Source organism: Sphingomonas cynarae (assembly GCF_039537815.1).
GTDB classification, from domain to species: Bacteria; Pseudomonadota; Alphaproteobacteria; order Sphingomonadales; family Sphingomonadaceae; genus Sphingomonas; species Sphingomonas cynarae.
Window position 1 is genome coordinate 314,749 of record NZ_BAABBF010000001.1, and the last position, 18,447, is coordinate 333,195.

Consider the following 18,447-nt stretch of genomic DNA (forward strand, 5'->3'; position numbering starts at 1 on the left):
CAGGAGAGCGATGGGATGCGGGTGAACCATGCATTGCGAACCGGATCGCTGCCGCCACGGCGCGGCCGGCGCTCGCTGCCGCTGGTGGTAATACTGGGCGGCGCATTGGCCGCGCTGGTCACCTATTGGCATCAGACCCCGGCCGAAACGCCCGCGACCGGTGACGGTGTCGTCGTGGTGGCGGGCGATGCACCGGCGGCGGCGCTGCCCGCCACCAATGTCGGGCTGGAACTGCGCGGCGTGTTCGTCGGCGGGTCCCCCTCCGCCTCGTCCGCGACGATCGCGGCGGGCGGCCAGCCGGCGGCGACCTGGCGAATCGGGCAGGAGGTGGCCCCCGGCATCACCCTGGCCGCGGTGCTGGACGATCATGTCGTGCTGGTCGAGAACGGCGTGTCGACCGACCTGTATCTGGCCGGCGGCGCGCGCACGGTGGCCAATCCGGCGCGGCAGGGGCTGGACCCCGACCCGACCCGTCCTTCCGGCGAACTGAGCGCCGAGGAACTGGTGGCGCGCACCACCGCTGCCGGTGCCGAACCGGTCCGCAAGACGCCCGAGGAGGAAGCCGCGGGGCGGTAGGGCGGATTGCTCCCCTCCCCGGCGGGAAGGGGAGCGGCGGGATCAACCGAACCCGACCCGCACCGACCGGGCGCGTACCGACCGGCGACGCATCGCCGCGCCGACCAGTCCGAACCCGGCGATCATCAGCGCCCAGCTTGCAGGTTCCGGCACCACGGTGGCGTAGGAGAGCGTGCCGTTGAACGCCCGTGGCGACGACGCCTCGCCGAACTCTCCAGTCACGCCGTAGCCGACCCGGACCGCCAGCGCGTCGTCCGCCGCCAGCACATCGCCCACCGCACCCGCGCTGGTGGTGTATTGGACCGAAAACGCTCCGGAATCGGTGACGTAGAAACCATAGGTCGCGCCGCCGGCCAGATCGATGTCGGCGATGTCGAGCAAGGTCGCCACCCCCGGCCCGGCGGTGGTCAGCGCGGCGAAACTGCCCAGCAGCGTCCAGGCCGAGGGCGTGTTCACGGCATCGCCGATCCCGCCGGCGCGATAATAGACGCTATAGTCGAACGTGCCGGCATCGGCGTTGATGCCAATGCTCTGCAGCGACAGCGGGCCGCCCAGCACCGATACGTCGAACATCACGCCGTCGTTGAAATTGTCCGCATCGAACGCGGTGGTGAGCGTCGCCGCCGATGCCGGTGCGGCGAGGGCAAGGCCGGCGAGCAGGCCGAGCGTCGTCAGGCCCCTGAAATGGGTCATCGCATGTCTCCCGAATATCCGGCCATGGTGCCGGTGGTGATGATGAAGCGGCGCGCCCATCGCCGGGCGCGCCGGGGTCGCGTCCGGTCAGCGGGCGCTCGTCTCACCCAGGTAAAAGCCGGTGTGGGTCGGCTGGTTGTAGGCGACGTTCTGCCACGCCACGCTGTTGCGATAGACCGGATCGTGCATCAGCGTGACGAGCCGGGTGTCGGTGGCATAGGGCGTGGCGTAGATGCGCAGCGACTGGTTGTCGGCGGCGGCCATCACCACCTCCTCGCGCCAGTCGCCCAGGATGTCGGCGGCCAGCGCCGGCGTCGCCTTGGTGCCGTTGGCGGAGATGGTGCCGGTCATGCTGAGCACGGTCTTCGTGGTGCCCGTGGTCCAGTCCCATTTGCTGATCGTGGTGCCGTCGAGGAATTCGCGCAGACGATCGCCGTCCCACCAGATCGCGAAGTTGGTCTGGGCGGGCTTGGCCGAACTGATGACGGTGCCGTTCGCGGTCATCAGGCCGACATGGCGCGCGGACCAGTTCTCCTCCCCGACATAGCGGGGATCGATATCGGCGGAGACGCCGCGGCCATTGTCGCGGTTGCCCGACACGGTCCACAGCACCTGCCCGGTGCGCGCGTCCATCATCGTCGCGGCGATGCCGCCGTTGCCAGCGAAATCCTCGTGTACGCCGAACCGCTCCAGCCCCGGCCGGTTCGGATCGAGATCACCGACGTGGAGCGCGTCGCCGTGCCCGACCTTGATGCCGTTGACCCTGGCCGACCACATCGGCGTGCCGTCGTCGTTGATCGCCATCGATCCGTAGATCACCTCGTCGCGGCCGTCATTGTCGACATCGGCGATCGATAGGTTGTGGTTGCCCTGCCCGGCATAGTCGCTGTTGTTCTGCGCGGCGGAATCGAAGAACCAGCGCTGGGTCAGCTGACCGTTCCGAAAGTCGAACGCGGCGATCGTGGAGCGGGTATAATAACCGCGGCCCATGATGATGCTGGGGCGCGATCCGTCCAGATAGGCGACACCGGCGAGGAACCGGTCGCTCCGGTTGCCGTAATTGTCACCCCAGATCTGGCTGAGCTGCGTCGGCGTGGGGTTCTCGGTGTTGGGATGACGGCCAGGCACGTACTTGATCGTGCTGAGCGCGCGGCCGGTGGTGCCCTGGAACACGGTCAGGAATTCGGGACCGCGCAGGATGTAGCCACCGGCGTTGCGATGGTCGGCGGCGGCGTCGCCGATCACGCGGCCCTCGCCGTCGGTGGTGCCGTCGGCGGTCTTCATCACCACCTCGGCGCGGCCATCACCGTCGAAATCCTGCACCATGAACTGCGTATAGTGCGCACCGGCCCGGATGTTGCGACCCAGATTGATCCGCCACAGCCGCCGGCCGTCGAGCGTATAGGCATCCAGGATCACCGGCCCGGTGACGCCGCTCTGCGCATTGTCCTTGGAGTTGCTCGGGTCCCACTTCAGCACGATCTCGTACCGGCCGTCGCCATCCAGATCGCCGACGCTGGCGTCGTTGGCCGTGTAGGTGAAGGCGCTGCCGTCCGGGTTCGTGCCGGCGGCGGGCTGCTGGATCGGGATATTGCCATAGCCCGCCTGCCAGACGCGGGCGGAGAAGGCGCGATCCTGCTCGCGGCCATTCACCACGACCTTGATCGCATAGGTGGCGGCGGCAGTGCCCGTCGTGTCGCGATAGTTGGTCGCGCCGGTCAGCGGCGCGGCGTTCAGCTTCACGCCGTCGCGATAGAGATTGAAGCCGACCGCCTGAGCGTCGGTCGCCAGCAACCGCCAGCTCACCAGATTGCCGCCATCGATCGCGGGCACCGCAACCACGCCGCGATCGAGCCGTTCGATCTGCCGCGCACCCGTTGCGGGTACGGCGGCCAGGGCGCCGCTCATCGCCACGATCGATACGCACGCACCGATCCTCCAGAGACGTTTGTTCGTCATGCTCATCCTCTCCCGGTCGTTGCCTCGTGGCATGGCGCCCGGGCAACGGTCTCAGCCGGCGATGCAGAATGTCCGCCTCGCTCGACCGGATGATGACGTATGGTTAACGTGCGTTCAAGAAGTGAATTATGCTTTCACATCGTGGATTAAGATGATCTGGACGTTGCAATCGAGTGCTGACGAATAATGCGAAATGATTGAAACATTGAGCCTGTTGTTTCGGGCTTGCCGGTGGATGCGAATCGATGGACGCCATGCGTGTCCAGACGCCGCTCAACCCGGTCGGTGGATCTTGAACAGCGCATCCTCGCGCGTTTCGAAATAGTCGGCAGGGCCGCCGCCGCGGCTGATAGGGCGGGCGCGCGCGGTCTGGTAGATGCCGCCTTCCAGCATCGCCGTGTCGATATGGATACCCACCGCTTCACCCATCACCAGCCACTGGTCGAGCGCGCGGCCCTCCTTCGTCTCCAGCCGGATCAACTGGGTCAGCTTGCATTCGAACGCCACCGGACTGGCCGCGACGCGCGGCGGCGCGACGAGGCGGGAGGGGGCGGTCTCCACCCCCGCCAGGGCGAATTCGTCCTGATCGGTGGTCGCCGAACTGGCGTTCACCGCTTCCGCCTGCGACCGGGTCGCGAGGTTCCAGACGAACTCGCCCGTCGCCTCGACATTGGCGACCGAATCCTTCCAGCCGGTCGAGGCGAAGCCGATCAGCGGCGGACGATAGCCGAACAGATTGAAGAAGCTGTAGGGTGCCAGATTGCGCTGCCCCGTCGCCGACACCGTCGAAATCCACCCGATCGGGCGCGGCGCGACGATCGCGTTCAGGGGATCGTGCGGCAGGCGGTGGCCCGCGGCGGGTTCGTAGAAATGCCATTCGGTCATGGCGGCTTAACTGCTAGAGCGGGGGAATGGATACAAGCCCCGTCCCGGTCGGCCCGCCTGCCGCCGGCACCTTCGCCGACGACCCCGTGCCCCCGGGTACCGCGATCCGCCGCCATGGGCTGGGCACGCGGTTGTGGCACTGGGTCAATGCGGTCGCGGTGATCGTGCTGCTCGGCTCCGGCCTCGGCATCTCCAATGCGCATCCCCGGTTATACTGGGGGCGATATGGCGCGAACTTCGATCCGGCATGGCTGGAACTGCCACGCTTTCCGGCGTGGATCACGATTCCCGCCAGCTACAACCTCGCCATCTCGCGCCGCTGGCACCTGTTCTTCGCGCTGGTGCTGGGGTTCGGGCTGCTCGGCTACATGATCTGGGGCATCGCCAACCGTCATTTCCGGCGCGACCTGACGCTGCGCCGCCGGGAACTGAGTCCCGCGCATCTGTGGGCGGACGTCCGCGCGCACTGGAACTTCCGGTTCCACGATCCGGCGCGGCCGCGCGACTACAACGTCTTCCAGAAGCTGTCCTATATCGGCATCCTGTTCGTACTGCTGCCGCTGGCGATCCTGACCGGGATCGCGCTGTCGCCGGGGATGAATGCGGGCTGGCCCTGGGTGCTGGATCTGCTGGGCGGGCGGCAATCGGCGCGGTCGATCCATTTCGTCGCGGCGACTGCGATCGGGCTGTTCACCATCGTCCACCTCGTCCTCGTTATCCTGGCGGGAGCGGGCAACGAGATGCGATCGATGGTCACCGGCTGGTGGCGGGTGCCCGAATGATCGCGCGGCGTTCCCTCCTGGCTGGCGGTGCGGGCCTGCTGCTCGCCGGATGCGACCGGATCGTGCAGATTCCGGCGGCGCGAAAAATCCTGTTCGCGGGTGAAGAGATGCAGCGTGGCCTGCAACGCGCGCTGGTCGACCGGGCCGCGCTGGCGCCCGAATACACCGTGGCGCAGATGTCGCCGGTGTTCCGGTCGAACGGCACGCGCGATCCCGGCACACCCGAATATGGCGCGATGGTCGCCAACCGGTTCGCCGACTGGCGGCTGGGCATCGGTGGGCTGGTCGCGACGCCGCTGTCGTTGTCGCTGGCGGACCTGCGTGCGCTGCCCAATCGCCGCCAGATCACCCGGCACGACTGCGTGGAGGGGTGGAGCGCGATCGGGCAATGGACCGGGCCGATGCTGGGTAATGTGCTGAAGGCGGCGGGGGTGAGCGAGCGGGCGCGCTACATCGTCTTCACCTGTGCGGACCTGTACGGCGGCCAGCCCTATTATGAATCGATCGACCTGATCGATGCCTTCCACCCGCAGACGATTCTGGCGTGGGCGCTGAACGGCCGCCCGCTCGACGTGGCGCACGGGGCGCCGGTGCGGCTGCGCGTCGAGCGGCAGCTCGGCTACAAGCATGCCAAATACCTGATGCGGATCGATGCGGTCGCCAGCCTGACCGGAATCGGCAAGGGGAAGGGCGGATACTGGGAGGACAATGTCGACTACGATTGGTATGCAGGAATCTGATATACATCAAGGAAAGGGGCGGTCCGCGTCTCTAGCACCGATATCGCATGGCATTGATCGATCGTTTTCTCGCCGCCCAGGTCAAGCGCGGTCAGCTTGTCGTAACCCATGCCGACGGCATGGTCCGGACCTTCGGCGCCCCTGATCCGGTCTTGCCGGACGTGGCGATCCGCTTCACCGATCGCAGTGCAGCCAACCGTATCGTCCGCCATCCCGCGCTGGGCGCGGCGGAGGCGTTCATGGACGGGCGGCTGGTGATCGACCGGGGCGACATCCGCGATCTCGTCAATTTGCTCAAGGGCAACAGCCCGTGGGAACGTGGGAGCAGCCTGCGCCCGACGCTGCCGATCCGGATGTTTGGGGCAGTCGCGCACCGGCTCGACCGGATCAACATGGCCCGCCGCTCGAAGCGCAATGTCGCGCATCACTACGATCTGTCGGACCGGCTCTACGATCTGTTCCTAGATGCCGACCGGCAATATAGCTGCGCCTATTTTACCGATCCCGGCAACACGCTGGAACACGCGCAGGCCGACAAGAAAGCGCACATCGCCGCCAAGCTGCTGCTGCGACCGGGGATGCGCGTGCTCGACATCGGCTGCGGCTGGGGCGGGCTGGCGCTGTATCTTCACGCGAAGACGGGGGCGGAGGTGCTGGGCGTCACCTTGTCGGAGGAACAGCTGAAGGTCGCGCGTCGCCGGGCCGAGGAGGCGGGCGTCGCGGACAAGGTGCGGTTCGAACTGATCGACTATCGCAGCCTGGGCGGCACGTTCGACCGGATCGTGTCGGTCGGCATGTTCGAGCATGTCGGGCCGGCGCATTACGGCACGTTCTTCCGCAAGTGCCGCGATCTGCTGGTCGATGACGGGGTGATGCTGCTCCACACGATCGGGCGGATGGGCGGGCCGGGGGTGACCGACACCTTCACGACGAAGTACATCTTCCCCGGCGGCTATAACCCGGCCCTGTCGGAAATCGTGCGCGGCTATGAGGGGACGAAGCTGATCCCCACCGATATCGAGGTGCTGCGACTGCATTACGCGATGACGATCGACCATTGGTACGACCGTACCGTGGCGGCGAGGGACCAGATCGTCGCGCTGTATGACGAGCGCTTCTATCGCCTGTGGACCTTCTACCTGGCCGGTGCGGCGGCGGCGTTCCGCACCGGCGGCATGGTCAATTATCAGGTGCAATTGAGCAAGAGCCGCACCGCCGTCCCGCTGACCCGCGACTATATGGGCGAGGCGGAACGGGCGCTTCGGCGCGACTGACCGTTACCGGCCGCCCTTCGCCGCCGGGCCGGCGGCCCCGGCCTTCTGGGTCGCCTCGTACCGGTCGAACGTCTTGCTCAGCAGCGCCTGCGCCTCCGCCTTGGTCGCCTTGCCGTCCTTGTTCACATCGGCGCTGGTGAACCACAGGTCGGTCAGCCGCTTGGCGCGGACGGGATCGATCTTCTTCGGACCGGCTGCCATCCGTCCGATTCGGGCCTGCACCTCGGCGCGGGTCAGCGCGCCGTCCTTGTTGGTGTCCGATGCGGTGAATTCCGCGTCGAACTTCGCGGCGGCGGAGGCGCGCGTGTCCTGCGCGGCGGCGGGTACGGCAAGCGTGGCGGCAAGCAGGCAGGCAAGGATACGCATCGGGAATCTCTCCGGGAAAAGGCCGCCGCCGGATAGCGGCGACGGGCTGCACCGCGACTGAACGCACGTTTGTGCTGTTGCGCCCCGCGCGCAGCTTCCGTAGGGGCGCGGACATGACCGACAAGCCCGCCATCAACAAGGTCGTCCTCGCCTATTCGGGCGGGCTCGACACCAGCGTCATCCTGAAATGGCTCCAGCAGCATTATGGCTGCGAGGTGGTGACCTTCACCGCCGATCTGGGGCAGGGCGAGGAACTGGAACCCGCCCGCGCCAAGGCGGAACTGATGGGCGTCCGCCCCGAGAACATCTTCATCGACGATCTGCGCGAGGAATTCGTCGCCGATTACGTCTTCCCGATGATGCGCGCCAACGCGCTGTATGAGGGGACGTACCTGCTCGGCACCTCGATCGCGCGGCCGCTGATCGCCAAGCGCCAGATCGAGATCGCCAAGCAGGTCGGCGCCGACGCGGTCAGCCATGGCGCGACCGGCAAGGGCAACGACCAGGTCCGCTTCGAACTGGGCTATTACGCCTTGTCGCCCGACATCAAGGTAATCGCGCCGTGGCGCGAATGGGACCTGACCAGCCGTACGAAGCTGATCGAGTTCGCCGAGGCGCACCAGATTCCTGTCAGCAAGGACAAGCGCGGCGAGGCGCCGTTCTCGACCGACGCGAACCTGCTCCACACCTCGTCCGAGGGCAAGGTGCTGGAAGATCCGTGGGACGAGGTGCCCGAATATGTCTATTCGCGCACGGTGAACCCCGAGGACGCGCCCGACGTGCCCGAGACGATCACGATCGATTTCGAGCGTGGTGACGGCGTTGCGCTGAACGGCGAGGGGATGAGCCCCGCGACGCTGCTGGCGAAGCTGAACGATCTGGGCCGCGCGCACGGCATCGGCCGGCTCGATCTGGTCGAGAATCGCTTCGTCGGCATGAAGAGCCGTGGCATGTACGAGACGCCGGGCGGCACCATCTATGCGATGGCGCACCGGGGTATCGAGCAGATCACGCTGGATCGCGGCGCCGCGCATCTGAAGGACGAACTGGCGCCGCGTTATGCCGAATTGGTCTATAACGGCTTCTGGTTCTCGCCCGAGCGCGAGATGCTGCAGGCCGCCGTCAACTACAGCCAGGAAAAGGTGACCGGCACCGTCCGGCTGAAGCTGTACAAAGGATCGTGCATCGTCACCGGCCGCCGTTCGCCCCATTCGCTGTACAGCGAGAAGGTCGTGACCTTCGAGGACGATCAGGGCGCCTACGACCAGCGCGACGCGGCCGGCTTCATCAAGCTGAACGCGCTGCGGCTGCGCCTGCTCGGCCGGCGCGACCGCTGATCGCGTTTCGCCGCACGGCACCCCGGCGATGCGTTGCGTCGCAGGGGCGCCGCGCCTAAGGCATCGGCATGGGGGAAAAGCTGCACTGGTGGCAGACGCGGATGTTCGTGGCGGCGATGGTAATCGCGGCGACCATCCCGTTGCTGTGGCCCGATATTCCGCCGCTGGTCGATCTGCCCGGCCACATGGCGCGCTACCGCGTGCAACTGGCGATCGGTGATAATCCCTGGCTGCATCGCTGGTTCGATTTCAGTTGGTCGCTGATCGGCAATCTCGGCATCGACCTGCTGATCGAACCGCTCGCGCCGCTGTTCGGGCTGGAACTGGCGGTCAAGCTGATCGTCATCGCGATCCCCGCACTGACCGTCGCCGGGCTGTTGTGGATCGCGCGCGAGGTGCATGGCCGCATCCCCGCCACCGCGCTGTTTGCGCTGCCGCTGGCGTACAGCTATCCCTTCCAGTTCGGCTTCATCAACTTCGCGCTGTCGATGGCGCTGGCGCTCAATCTGTTCGCGTGGTGGCTGCGGCTGGCGCGGCTCGGCCGGCTGCGGTTCCGGGCGATCATATTCGTGCCGCTCTCCTGCGCCCTGTGGGTGTGCCACACCTTCGGCTGGGGCGTGCTGGGCGTGCTGGCGCTGTCGGCGGAACTGATCCGCCAGCACGACCTGCGCCGCGACGCAGGTAGCGGCCACTGGTTCGCCTCGCTGGTCCGCGCCGGGTTGGGTTGTCTGCCGCTGGCGCTGCCGATGGTGCTGATGGTCTTCTGGCGATCGGGCGATCACGTCACCGGGCAGACTGCGGACTGGTTCAACTGGCAGGCGAAATACAACTGGGTCATGATGGTCCTGCGCGACCGCTGGCAATGGTGGGACGTGGCGTCGGCGACGGTGCTGTTCCTGATCCTGGTGAAGGGCGTGCGCGATCGGCGCATCGAATATTCGCGTAATCTGGGGCTGTCGGCGGCGTTGCTGTTCGCGGTGTTCCTGATCCTGCCGCGCATCGTGTTCGGCTCCGCCTATGCCGACATGCGGCTGGCCCCGTTCGCGCTGGCGATCGCGGTGATCGCGCTGCGTCCGCGTGGCGGCCTGTCGTTCCGGGGGGCGGCGACCTTCGCGACGCTGGGGCTGGTGTTCTTCGGCGCGCGGCTGGCGGGGACGACGTGGAGCTACTGGCTCTACGACCGCAGCTATGATCGCACGCTGGCCGCGCTGGCGCATGTGCCCGAACGGGCACGTGTCGTCAGCTTCGTCGGCCGGCGGTGCCAGGACGACTGGGCCTATTCGCGGCTGGAGCATATTCCGGGGATGCTGATGGTGCGCAAGCTGGCCTATACCAACGACCAATGGTCGATGGCCGGCGCGCAGCAATTGACCGCGCGCTATTATGCCGCGCGGGGCTTCGCGCATGATCCCTCGCAGATCGTCACCGACCGGCGGTGTCGCGGAGAATGGTGGCGGCCGATCGACATGGCGCTGGAAAAACTGCCACGCGATGCCTTCGATTATGTCTGGCTACTTCAGCCGCCGCGATACGATCCGGCGCTGGTCAGGGGCATGACGCCGGTATGGCGCGACGGGACGAGCACGCTGTTCCGGATCGACGATCGGCGTCCACCGGTTGCCCGGGCGCCGGTCAATCCGCCCGTTTGAACGGCGTCATTGTCGCCAGATAGTCCGCCTCGGCCGCCACGCCCTCGCGCTCGCGGGTCAGGAAATCGGCGACCGCGCGGCGGAAGTTCGGATCGGGCAGATAATGCGCCGACCAGGTCGGCACCGGTTCATAGCCACGCGCCAGCTTGTGCTCGCCCTGTGCCCCCGCCTCGACCCGCGCCAGCCCGCGCGCGATCGCGGCATCGATGGCCTGATAATAACACAGCTCGAAATGGAGGAACGGCACCTCCTCGGTCGCGCCCCAATAGCGGCCGTAGAGCGCATCGTCGCCGATCAGGTTGAGCGCGCCGGCGATCGGCACCCCGTCCCGCTCCGCCAGGATCAGCAGCACCCGCTCGCCGAGCGAGGCCCCCAGCAACGGAAAGAACGGCCGTGTCAGATAGGGCTGCCCCCATTTGCGCGCACCGGTATCCTGATAGAATTGCCAGAACGCGTCCCAGTGGCGTGGCTCGATCGCCTGGCCGGTCAGGTGACGGATCGTCAGCCCCTCGACGGCGGCGGCGCGTTCCTTGCGGATCGCCTTGCGCTTGCGGGAGGCAAGGGCGCCGAGGAAGTCGGCGAATGTGCCATAACCACGGTTGGCCCAGTGGAACTGCGTTCCCTGCCGGATCAGCCAGCCCGCCGCCTCGAACGCCGGCACCTGATCCGCCTCGACGAACGTGGCGTGCGCGGAGGACAGGCCGTGTCGGTCCACCACCGCCTCCAGCGCACCGAGCAGCGCAGGGGCATGGGCGGGGTCGCGCAGCAGCAGCCGGGGGCCGGGCACCGGGCTGAACGGACTCGCGATCTGAAGTTTGGGGTAATAATCGCCGCCCGCGCGCGTCCATGCATCCGCCCAGCCATGATCGAACACATATTCGCCCTGACTGTGCGTCTTGGCATAGGCGGGCGCGATGGCGAGGGGGCGGCCATCGGCATCGTCGACCACGATCGGGATCGGTTGCCACCCGGATCCTCCGCCGACGCTGCCCGATTCCTCCAGCGCGGCGAGGAAGGCATGGCTGACGAACGGATTGCCGGTCCCCGCACACGCATCCCAGTCCGCCGCCGGGATCGAACGGACACCATCGGCGAGGCGGGCGGTGATGCTGGTCATCGGACCCTAATTGGGGTGGCGGACGGGTCGTGGGAAGACGTCATGCCATTCCATTATCAGGGAACGACCGGCTTCACCCGGCGAGCGGTTCGCCGATCTCGACGATCGCATCGATTTCGACCGCCGCGCCCAGGGGCAGCACCGGCACGCCGACCGCGGAGCGGGCATGGCGACCGGCATCGCCGAACAGCGCGACCATCAGTTCCGACGCGCCGTTGGCGACCTTGGGCTGATCGGTGAAGTCGCCCGCCGAGTTGACGAACACGCCCAGCTTCACGATCCGGCGTACCCGCGACAGATCGCCGAGATGCTTCTTCAACTGCGCGACGATCATCAGCCCGCACAGCTTCGCGGCCTCCTGCCCCTCTTCCAGCGACACGGTCTCGCCGAGCCGGCCGGTGACGAGCGCGCCGTCCCTGAACGGTAGCTGGCCCGACAGATGGAGCACATTGCCCACTGCCACGACGGGGACATAGGCGGCGACGGGCGCTGCGGCTTGCGGTAGCGTCAGGCCGAGATCGGCGAGCGTGCGGTCGATTTGGGTCGTCATGCCGCCACGGGTGCCCGCCGGCGCGGATGCGGTCAAGCCTTAGGCGGGTACCCCTGCGGCGAAGCGGTCGACGATCCACCCGCGTGCCTCGCGCCAGTCGTCGATCCGGTCATGGGCGGCGGGGGCGGCAGGCGTCGCCACCGCCAGTTCGGGTTCGGAAATCATGTGCAGCCGGTGGACACCCGGCGCATGGCGCGCGACCGAATCATGGTGGACCGCCAGATCGTCGACGAACACCGTGACGGGGTTGCCATATTCGGCAACCAGGCGCGCGACCGGCTCGCCCTTCCCGCCCTGGTTGCAAACCACCCGGTGATCGATGCCGAACGCGACGAGCTGATCGATCCGGGCCTGCTGGCAGGCATCGGTCAGGTTGGTGAGGATGACGATGTCCGCGGTTGCTGCCAGTTCGGCGATCGCCTCGGCGGCATGGGGCACCAGCGTCTGCCGGGCCATCTCCGCCGGAAAGAAGCCGCCGAGCAGCCCCCACATCTCGGTCTGATCGAGAACGGGGCCGCCATCGCGACGCGACATGCTGGCCGCGAAATCGCCTGCGCCGATGCGGAAATCGATCGCGTGGTGTTCGTCCAGCCAGCTACGGAAATGGCGGACCATATGGACCAGCACCTCGTCGCAATCGGTGATGAGCAGCGGCTTGATCGGGGGGGTCATGCGTTTTCCAGCAGATGATGGGCGGCGACCAGCGTTTCCGGCGCCTCGTCCAGGGCGGCGGCGCAGGCGATCAGATCGGGTTCGTGCGCCAGAAGGAACCCAAGTACCGCAGCAAGCATTTGAGGATGTTCGATTCGTGCACGCAGGTCTGCGGGTGTAAGACCGGTCGTCGCCAGCAGGCGTTCTGCCCGGTCCGGTTCAGCCAAGGTCCATCCCAGTGCATGCAGGGCGACCGCGCGAGCGGCGTCGATTGTAACGGGGCCGCGCATTGCGTATCATCCGGATATAGAAAGGGTCGGTCACCGCGTGGCGAAAAAGGTACTCGTTGTCGAGGACAACGAATTGAACCTGAAGCTGTTCTGCGATCTTTTGCGCGCGCATGAGTGGGTGGCGGAGCCTGTGCGCGACGGTCGCACGGCGGTGGCGCGGGCAGCGGAAATCCTGCCCGACCTGATCGTGATGGACATCCAGATGCCCCACGTCACCGGGTACGAACTGATCTTGGCGCTGAAGGCCGACCCGACGTTGAAGGCGATCCCGATCATGGCGGTGACCGCCTATTCGGGGCGGGAGGACGAGGAGCGCATCCGCGGTGCGGGCGCCGACGCCTATGTCTCCAAGCCCATCAGCCTGGCGCGCTTCATGGAGGCGGTGAACGCGCTGACGTGACGGGCGGGGTGGCGGCGGTCTTCGGATCACCCGCCCTGACCGTGTGTCCGTTGGCATCGTCGAGGGGGAGCGACATCAACCCCTCAACTACCTCGCAATGACGATAGGGCGGCTGCCACGTCATCGCGCTCGGGACCGAGCGCCATTGCGGTGTCAATGAATATGCGCGCTCGATCGCCCCCGAAACGAACGGGTCCAGCCGACGGTAACATGTAACGATAAAAGCCGCGGGGGTCGCCCGCGGCTTTCGTATCGGTAATCCAGCGTGGCGGCGGACCGCCAGCGCGGCTTACTTGATCTTGGCTTCCTTGAACTCGACATGCTTGCGCACGACGGGATCGTACTTGCTGAAGCTCAGCTTTTCCGTCTTGGTGCGCGGGTTCTTCTTGGTGACGTAGAAGAAGCCGGTGTCGGCGGTGCTGACGAGCTTGATCTTGACGGTGGTCGGCTTGGCCATGAGCCCTAATCCTGAAAAAGAAGAGAGCGGCCAGCCGCAAGGCCCCCGCTCGATCAGTCGCCGCCAATGATGCAATCGCGCGCCTGAGTCAACCGTGCAGTCAACCGTGCACGTCACTCGTGCGGACCGATCGTGCCGGTCGGTTCACGGCCCTTTAACCTAAAGGGTGCAGCATCCACGCCATCGCAACGACGAACGGACGAGGACGAGATGGCACAGATGGGCGAACTGGATGCGGTACGAGCCGAACTGGCCTCGCGACTGGCGGCGATCGACGTGCGGGCGCCTTATGCGCGCTCCTGTGAACTGGCACCGGATGTCGATGCGATCCGGGTGATCGCGCACCGCAATGGCCTGAACCCCGCCGTCACCGTGGCGCACTTCCTCGATTCGGCATTGTCGCGGGGCGAGAGTGGGCCGTTGGTGCATGGCTGGCTGTCGCTGCTCGCCGACGCGATCGGCAGCGAGCGACAGGATGTCGCCGCGTGCGAGACGTTCGCCGCCGCCTGTTCGGTGCGACTGGCGGGGTAGAAGCGCGGGAGCCATTTGCCGGGCGGATCGTTGCGCAACCGAACCCGATCCGGAGCTTTGCATGGCTGACATCAATCCCGCACTCGATACCCCGAGCGACCTGAACAGCAACGACACCCGCACCGTCGCCGATGCGCTGAACATCGCGCTGGCGGACTGCTATGCGATCTACCTGAAGACCAAGAACTTCCACTGGCACGTTTCCGGTCCGCACTTCCGCGACTATCACCTGATGCTCGACGATCAGGCGACGCAGGTGCTGGGCGTCACCGACGCCATCGCCGAGCGCGTCCGCAAGACCGGCAACACCACGCTGCGCTCGATCGGCGATATCGCCCGTCGCCAGCAGATCGCCGACAACGATCGCGATTTCGTCGGCCCTACCGAGATGCTGGCCGAACTGCGTGACGACAATCTGAAGCTGGTCGAGGCGCTTCGCGATGCGCGCGAACGGGCGGAGTCGGCGGGCGACACCGCTACCTCGTCACTGGCGGACGATTGGATCGACCAGGCGGAGGAACGGGCGTGGTTCCTGTTCGAGGCGAGCCGCAAGGGCTGAACCACGCGGCTGAAGGAGTTACGACATGCTGAAACTGGCCATCATCTTCCTCGTCGCCGGGCTGGTGCTCGGTGCGCTCGGCTTCGGCGGGATCGGGGGTGCCTTTGTCGGCATCGCCAAAATCCTGTTCTTCATCGCGCTGGCGCTGTTCGTGATCTTCCTCGTGCTGGGGTTGATCGCGGGCAAGAAGGTCAAGAACGCGATAGACTGACCGGCCGCCGCAGGCGCACCAGCCACAGATCGGGTGGTGCGCCGAAGCGGAACGGCAGGACGCTGGTACCCAGCCCGGCACCGATGACGACGGTACGTGGCCCTTCGCGGACCACGCCGCAAGCATAGCGCCGACCATAGCGCGAGGCGGTGTGGATGGCACCGGCAAAGGGCAGCACGATCTGGCCGCAATGTGTATGCCCCGCCAGCATCAATGCGATATCAGCAGGCATGGTTGAAGTGCTGTCCGGCGAATGGCCAAGCAGCAGCTTCGCGCCAGACAACCCGCGCATCGCCGCCACGGTATCGTCCATTCTGTCATGCCCGGTCGGCTCGTCGTCTATCCCCCCGATCACCAGTGGCCCGCGCTTCACCGCCTCATTGGTGAGCAACGTGACGCCGGCACGGTGCAACGTCGCGGCAACGCGTGCCGGATCGGTCCAGTAATCGTGATTGCCCAGTACCGCGACGGTTCCGAGCGGAGCGATCAGGCCGGCGAGCGGCGCAAGCTGCGGTGCGGCATCGGCGTCGACCGGCATGTGCCCGGCGATGAAGTCACCGGCCAGCACCACCAGATCGGGGTGCAGCGCGTTCACCTGCGCGACGATCCGTGTCAGCCGCGCCTCGTCCATGCTCAGGCTGCCGACATGCAGGTCGCTCAGCAGAGCCACGGTGACCGGGTGGGCACCGGCGGGCCAATCGGGCAGCATCACCGTCGTTTCCCGTATCCGCGGCGCTGATCGTGCCTGCCATAGCATCGCGGCGGCCAGGATCATCGTGATCGATAAGAGCGCGGCCCCCGCCGCCAGCAACCTGCGCATTATCACCGGATAGCGGGGTGTAGCGCACGATGCCAATGCCCGGCACGTCCGGGTGGAGCGCAATCCCCATCATGCGCGTTGGCACCGGATGCACGCTTTCGCCGCGCTTCTCGATTCGTTGATCTACACGCGCAGCCGACTGGCGAAGCTCAAGCTGATCGCCGGTTATCTGCGGGAAACGCCCGATCCCGATCGCGGCTGGGCGATGGCGGCGCTGACCGGCGATCTCGACCTGCCCGGCGTCAAGCCGGCGTTGATTCGCGCACTGATCGAGGAGCGGGTCGATCCGGTGCTGTTCCGGATGAGCCGCGACTATGTCGGCGATACCGCGGAGACGGTGGCGCTGCTGTGGCCGGCGCCCGTCGTCCCGCCCGAGGCCGCAGAGCCGCTGACGGTGGCAGGGGCGGTCGACCGGCTGCGGCACCTGTCGCGGGCCGACGCGCCGGCCGAACTGGCACGGATGCTCGACCGGCTGGATGCGGAGGAACGTTTCGCCCTGCTCAAGATGGCGACCGGGGGCCTGCGCATCGGTGTGTCCGCGCGGCTGGCCAAGACCGCGCTGGCCGATGCGTTCGAGCTCGATCTCGACCGGATCGAGGAACTCTGGCACGCGCTGAAGCCGCCCTATGCGCCGCTGTTTGCCTGGATCGAGGGGCAGGGCGACGAACCGACCGCCGAGGACGTGCCGGTGTTCCGCCCCTTCATGCTGGCGCACGGGCTGGAGGATGCGCGCGTCGATCTGGCCGACTACGCGGCGGAATGGAAATGGGACGGCATCCGCGTCCAGATCGTCCATGTCGCCGGGCAGACCCGCCTCTACAGCCGGACCGGCGACGACGTGACCGGCAGCTTCCCCGATGTCGCCGCCGCCTTTGCCGAGGCGGGCGCGGTCGACGGCGAATTGCTGGTGCGGGGCGAGGCGCAGGGCGGCACGCTGGAGGACGGCGGCGGCGCGGCCAGCTTCAACGCGCTGCAACAGCGGCTGGGGCGCAAGACGGTATCGGCGAAGATGCTGGCCGAATATCCCGCCTTCGTCCGCCTCTACGACATATTGGTCGACGGGACAGAGGATGTCCGCGCGCTGCCCTGGACCGAGCGTCGTGCCCGGCTGGAGGCGTTCGTGCCGCGTCTCGACCCCGACCGGTTCGACCTGAGCCAGGTCATCGCCGCCGCCGATTTCACCGAGCTGGAAGCGATCCGCGCCGGCGCGCGCGATGCCGCGATCGAGGGGGTGATGCTGAAACGGCGCGATTCGCCCTATGTCGGCGGCCGCCGCGTCGGGCTGTGGTACAAGTGGAAGCGCGATCCGCTGACCGCGGATTGCGTGATGATGTACGCGCAGCGCGGCAACGGCCGGCGATCCTCCTATTACAGCGACTACACCTTTGGCTGCTGGACGGAGGAGGGTGAGCTGGCCCCGGTCGGCAAGGCCTATTCGGGCATCACGGATGAAGAACTGAAGATGCTCGACAGGTTCGTCCGCAACCATACCCTCAACCGCTTTGGCCCGGTGCGCGAGGTGGAGAAGACGCTGGTGCTGGAGATCGCGTTCGATTCGGTCCATGCCTCCACCCGGCATAAGTCGGGGGTGGCGATGCGCTTTCCCCGCATCGCGCGGATCAGGCTCGACAAGCCCGCCGCGGAGGCGGACCGGCTGGCGACCCTGCAAAAGCTGGTGACATGAAATCCCCCTGCCGTCGCTACGCTCGCAACGACAGGGTGGGTCCTGTCGATGTCATCGCGCTTTAGCGCCAGCGCCGCTCGATCATCGGGCGCAGGCGGATCGCCAGGCAGATGGCCAGCGGCCAGAACAGCGTGTTGGCGATATCCCCCAATGTATCGGACCAGCGCCACGATCCGTAATGGAGCCGGTCCATCACCTCGTTGAACAGTTCCGCCACCACGACCACCGACAGGGGTATGAGGCTACCGAGCGAGCGGCGGGTGACGATCCGGGCCAGCATCAGCACCGCCATCCCGGCATGGATGTGCAGCACGGTATCCGACAGGCCGGTGCCATCGCCCAGCCACAGGATGAACCGCGCATAGAAGGCGGGGGCGTCCGCCGCCCCCGCAACGGAATTGTCGATCAATGCGCGATCGCTTTCGAATTGGAGAAAGAGGGGCCGGCGAGCGAGGGAGACGCCGTCGCGCACGCAGCACGGAAGCGCGACCCCAGTTGCGGCGCAAGCCGGCGGATGTCGAGCACGTTGACCCCGGCCAGTGCGATCGTACCTAGGCGGGGGTCGTCGGTCTCGATCAGGATGCCGGTCGCGGTGGACCGCACGCTGCGCCACCCGATCTCCCGCGCGATCAGCCGGGCGCCCAGCCGCTTCACCGCCGCGACCCGGCCATCGTCGGTGACGGCAAGCGCACCGGTACCGTCCGCGCCCACTACCGCGCCTGCGACCCGGACGCCGGTCAGCGCGGCCTCCACCGCTTCGGCGGCATCCTCGGGTGTACCGATGCGATGGCCATGGCGACCACGTCGCCACAGCCAGCCGAGCGACATCGCCAGCCCCAGCACGACCACGCCGATGGTGGCATAAACCACTACTGCCGGCACCGCGACGCCGGCAACCGCCAGCGACGCCGTCATG

Annotated in this window: 23 protein-coding genes; 11 read left to right on the plus strand and 12 right to left on the minus strand. The window is 67.0% G+C overall.

All coding sequences use genetic code 11. The features are described from left to right. Positions 1 to 15 precede the first annotated feature (15 nt). On the plus strand, positions 16 to 576 hold the full coding sequence (locus ABD719_RS01485) for a type II secretion system protein N (RefSeq protein WP_344691585.1): 561 nt from the start codon (positions 16 to 18) through the stop codon (positions 574 to 576). Positions 577 to 618: 42 nt separating this feature from the next. On the opposite strand, the gene ABD719_RS01490 is transcribed toward ABD719_RS01485, so the two are convergent. The 3 genes from ABD719_RS01490 to ABD719_RS01500 form a co-directional block, all read right to left on the minus strand. Continuing rightward, positions 619 to 1,269 (minus strand): PEPxxWA-CTERM sorting domain-containing protein, encoded by a 651-nt coding sequence (locus tag ABD719_RS01490; RefSeq protein WP_344691587.1) that lies wholly within the window; start codon positions 1,267 to 1,269, stop codon positions 619 to 621. Positions 1,270 to 1,356: 87 nt separating this feature from the next. Beyond that, a complete protein-coding gene (locus ABD719_RS01495; protein ID WP_344691589.1) occupies positions 1,357 to 3,228 on the minus strand; it encodes a rhamnogalacturonan lyase in 1,872 nt (623 codons plus the stop codon). A gap of 273 nt (positions 3,229 to 3,501) precedes the next feature. Further along, on the minus strand, positions 3,502 to 4,113 hold the full coding sequence (locus tag ABD719_RS01500) for a flavin reductase family protein (protein WP_344691591.1): 612 nt from the start codon (positions 4,111 to 4,113) through the stop codon (positions 3,502 to 3,504). A 26-nt stretch (positions 4,114 to 4,139) separates the two neighbouring features. On the opposite strand from ABD719_RS01500, the gene ABD719_RS01505 reads away from it, so the two are divergent. Genes ABD719_RS01505 through ABD719_RS01515 form a run of 3 tightly spaced genes read left to right on the plus strand, consistent with a single transcriptional unit; the run spans position 4,140 to position 6,909 of the window. Next, entirely contained in the window at positions 4,140 to 4,895 is a 756-nt protein-coding gene (locus tag ABD719_RS01505) for a cytochrome b/b6 domain-containing protein (protein ID WP_344691593.1), read from the plus strand. Next, positions 4,892 to 5,635: a molybdopterin-dependent oxidoreductase gene (locus ABD719_RS01510; RefSeq protein ID WP_344691595.1), complete on the plus strand. Its 744-nt coding sequence runs from the start codon at positions 4,892 to 4,894 to the stop codon at positions 5,633 to 5,635. Before ABD719_RS01505 ends, ABD719_RS01510 begins: the two co-directional genes overlap by 4 nt. Positions 5,636 to 5,682: 47 nt before the next feature. Then, positions 5,683 to 6,909, plus strand: coding sequence for a class I SAM-dependent methyltransferase (locus tag ABD719_RS01515; protein WP_344691597.1), 1,227 nt, complete (start codon positions 5,683 to 5,685; stop codon positions 6,907 to 6,909). 3 nt (positions 6,910 to 6,912) lie between these two features. On the opposite strand, the gene ABD719_RS01520 is transcribed toward ABD719_RS01515, so the two are convergent. After that, complete coding sequence (locus ABD719_RS01520) at positions 6,913 to 7,275, minus strand: hypothetical protein (protein ID WP_344691598.1); 363 nt, start codon at positions 7,273 to 7,275, stop codon at positions 6,913 to 6,915. A gap of 113 nt (positions 7,276 to 7,388) precedes the next feature. On the opposite strand from ABD719_RS01520, the gene ABD719_RS01525 reads away from it, so the two are divergent. Continuing rightward, on the plus strand, positions 7,389 to 8,612 hold the full coding sequence (locus ABD719_RS01525) for an argininosuccinate synthase (RefSeq protein WP_344691600.1): 1,224 nt from the start codon (positions 7,389 to 7,391) through the stop codon (positions 8,610 to 8,612). A 68-nt stretch (positions 8,613 to 8,680) separates the two neighbouring features. Next, positions 8,681 to 10,261, plus strand: coding sequence for a hypothetical protein (locus ABD719_RS01530; RefSeq protein WP_344691602.1), 1,581 nt, complete (start codon positions 8,681 to 8,683; stop codon positions 10,259 to 10,261). Here ABD719_RS01530 and ABD719_RS01535 read toward each other — a convergent pair. From ABD719_RS01535 to ABD719_RS01550, 4 genes are all read right to left on the minus strand, one after another. Further along, the gene (locus tag ABD719_RS01535; protein ID WP_344691604.1) at positions 10,245 to 11,378 is read right to left on the minus strand and encodes a GNAT family N-acetyltransferase; all 1,134 of its coding nucleotides are present in this window, start codon (positions 11,376 to 11,378) and stop codon (positions 10,245 to 10,247) included. The two genes, ABD719_RS01530 and ABD719_RS01535, sit on opposite strands and share 17 nt — an antisense overlap. A gap of 73 nt (positions 11,379 to 11,451) precedes the next feature. Beyond that, complete coding sequence (locus ABD719_RS01540; RefSeq protein WP_344691606.1) at positions 11,452 to 11,928, minus strand: RidA family protein; 477 nt, start codon at positions 11,926 to 11,928, stop codon at positions 11,452 to 11,454. A 39-nt stretch (positions 11,929 to 11,967) separates the two neighbouring features. Next, positions 11,968 to 12,600, minus strand: a complete 633-nt coding sequence (locus ABD719_RS01545; protein ID WP_344691608.1) for an HAD family hydrolase — start codon at positions 12,598 to 12,600, stop codon at positions 11,968 to 11,970. After that, a complete protein-coding gene (locus ABD719_RS01550) occupies positions 12,597 to 12,869 on the minus strand; it encodes a DUF3572 domain-containing protein (RefSeq protein WP_192125611.1) in 273 nt (90 codons plus the stop codon). The genes ABD719_RS01545 and ABD719_RS01550 overlap by 4 nt, the downstream gene beginning before the upstream one ends. Positions 12,870 to 12,906: 37 nt before the next feature. On the opposite strand from ABD719_RS01550, the gene ABD719_RS01555 reads away from it, so the two are divergent. Continuing rightward, entirely contained in the window at positions 12,907 to 13,269 is a 363-nt protein-coding gene (locus tag ABD719_RS01555; RefSeq protein WP_192125612.1) for a response regulator, read from the plus strand. A 289-nt stretch (positions 13,270 to 13,558) separates the two neighbouring features. Here the strand turns inward: ABD719_RS01555 and rpmG are convergent, their stop codons facing one another. Next, on the minus strand, positions 13,559 to 13,726 hold the full coding sequence (gene rpmG, locus ABD719_RS01560) for a 50S ribosomal protein L33 (RefSeq protein WP_017977469.1): 168 nt from the start codon (positions 13,724 to 13,726) through the stop codon (positions 13,559 to 13,561). 210 nt (positions 13,727 to 13,936) lie between these two features. Between rpmG and ABD719_RS01565 the strand changes: the two genes are divergently transcribed. The 3 genes from ABD719_RS01565 (at position 13,937) to ABD719_RS01575 (ending at position 15,027) form a co-directional block, all read left to right on the plus strand. Next, positions 13,937 to 14,257: a hypothetical protein gene (locus ABD719_RS01565; protein WP_192125613.1), complete on the plus strand. Its 321-nt coding sequence runs from the start codon at positions 13,937 to 13,939 to the stop codon at positions 14,255 to 14,257. Positions 14,258 to 14,318: 61 nt separating this feature from the next. Beyond that, positions 14,319 to 14,816 carry a Dps family protein gene (locus tag ABD719_RS01570; protein ID WP_344691614.1) on the plus strand — a complete coding sequence of 166 codons (498 nt, stop codon included), beginning with the start codon at positions 14,319 to 14,321 and terminating at the stop codon, positions 14,814 to 14,816. Between the two features lie 25 nt (positions 14,817 to 14,841). Continuing rightward, positions 14,842 to 15,027, plus strand: a complete 186-nt coding sequence (locus ABD719_RS01575) for a DUF1328 family protein (protein WP_344691616.1) — start codon at positions 14,842 to 14,844, stop codon at positions 15,025 to 15,027. Here the strand turns inward: ABD719_RS01575 and ABD719_RS01580 are convergent. Then, positions 15,008 to 15,736 carry a metallophosphoesterase gene (locus tag ABD719_RS01580; protein ID WP_344691943.1) on the minus strand — a complete coding sequence of 243 codons (729 nt, stop codon included), beginning with the start codon at positions 15,734 to 15,736 and terminating at the stop codon, positions 15,008 to 15,010. The two genes, ABD719_RS01575 and ABD719_RS01580, sit on opposite strands and share 20 nt — an antisense overlap. A 199-nt stretch (positions 15,737 to 15,935) precedes the next feature. On the opposite strand from ABD719_RS01580, the gene ABD719_RS01585 reads away from it, so the two are divergent. Further along, the gene (locus tag ABD719_RS01585) at positions 15,936 to 17,531 is read left to right on the plus strand and encodes a cisplatin damage response ATP-dependent DNA ligase (RefSeq protein WP_344691618.1); all 1,596 of its coding nucleotides are present in this window, start codon (positions 15,936 to 15,938) and stop codon (positions 17,529 to 17,531) included. Between the two features lie 61 nt (positions 17,532 to 17,592). Here the strand turns inward: ABD719_RS01585 and ABD719_RS01590 are convergent, their stop codons facing one another. Beyond that, positions 17,593 to 17,940, minus strand: a complete 348-nt coding sequence (locus ABD719_RS01590; protein ID WP_344691620.1) for a hypothetical protein — start codon at positions 17,938 to 17,940, stop codon at positions 17,593 to 17,595. Further along, complete coding sequence (locus tag ABD719_RS01595) at positions 17,937 to 18,446, minus strand: hypothetical protein (protein WP_344691621.1); 510 nt, start codon at positions 18,444 to 18,446, stop codon at positions 17,937 to 17,939. Before ABD719_RS01595 ends, ABD719_RS01590 begins: the two co-directional genes overlap by 4 nt. Position 18,447 lies beyond the last annotated feature (1 nt).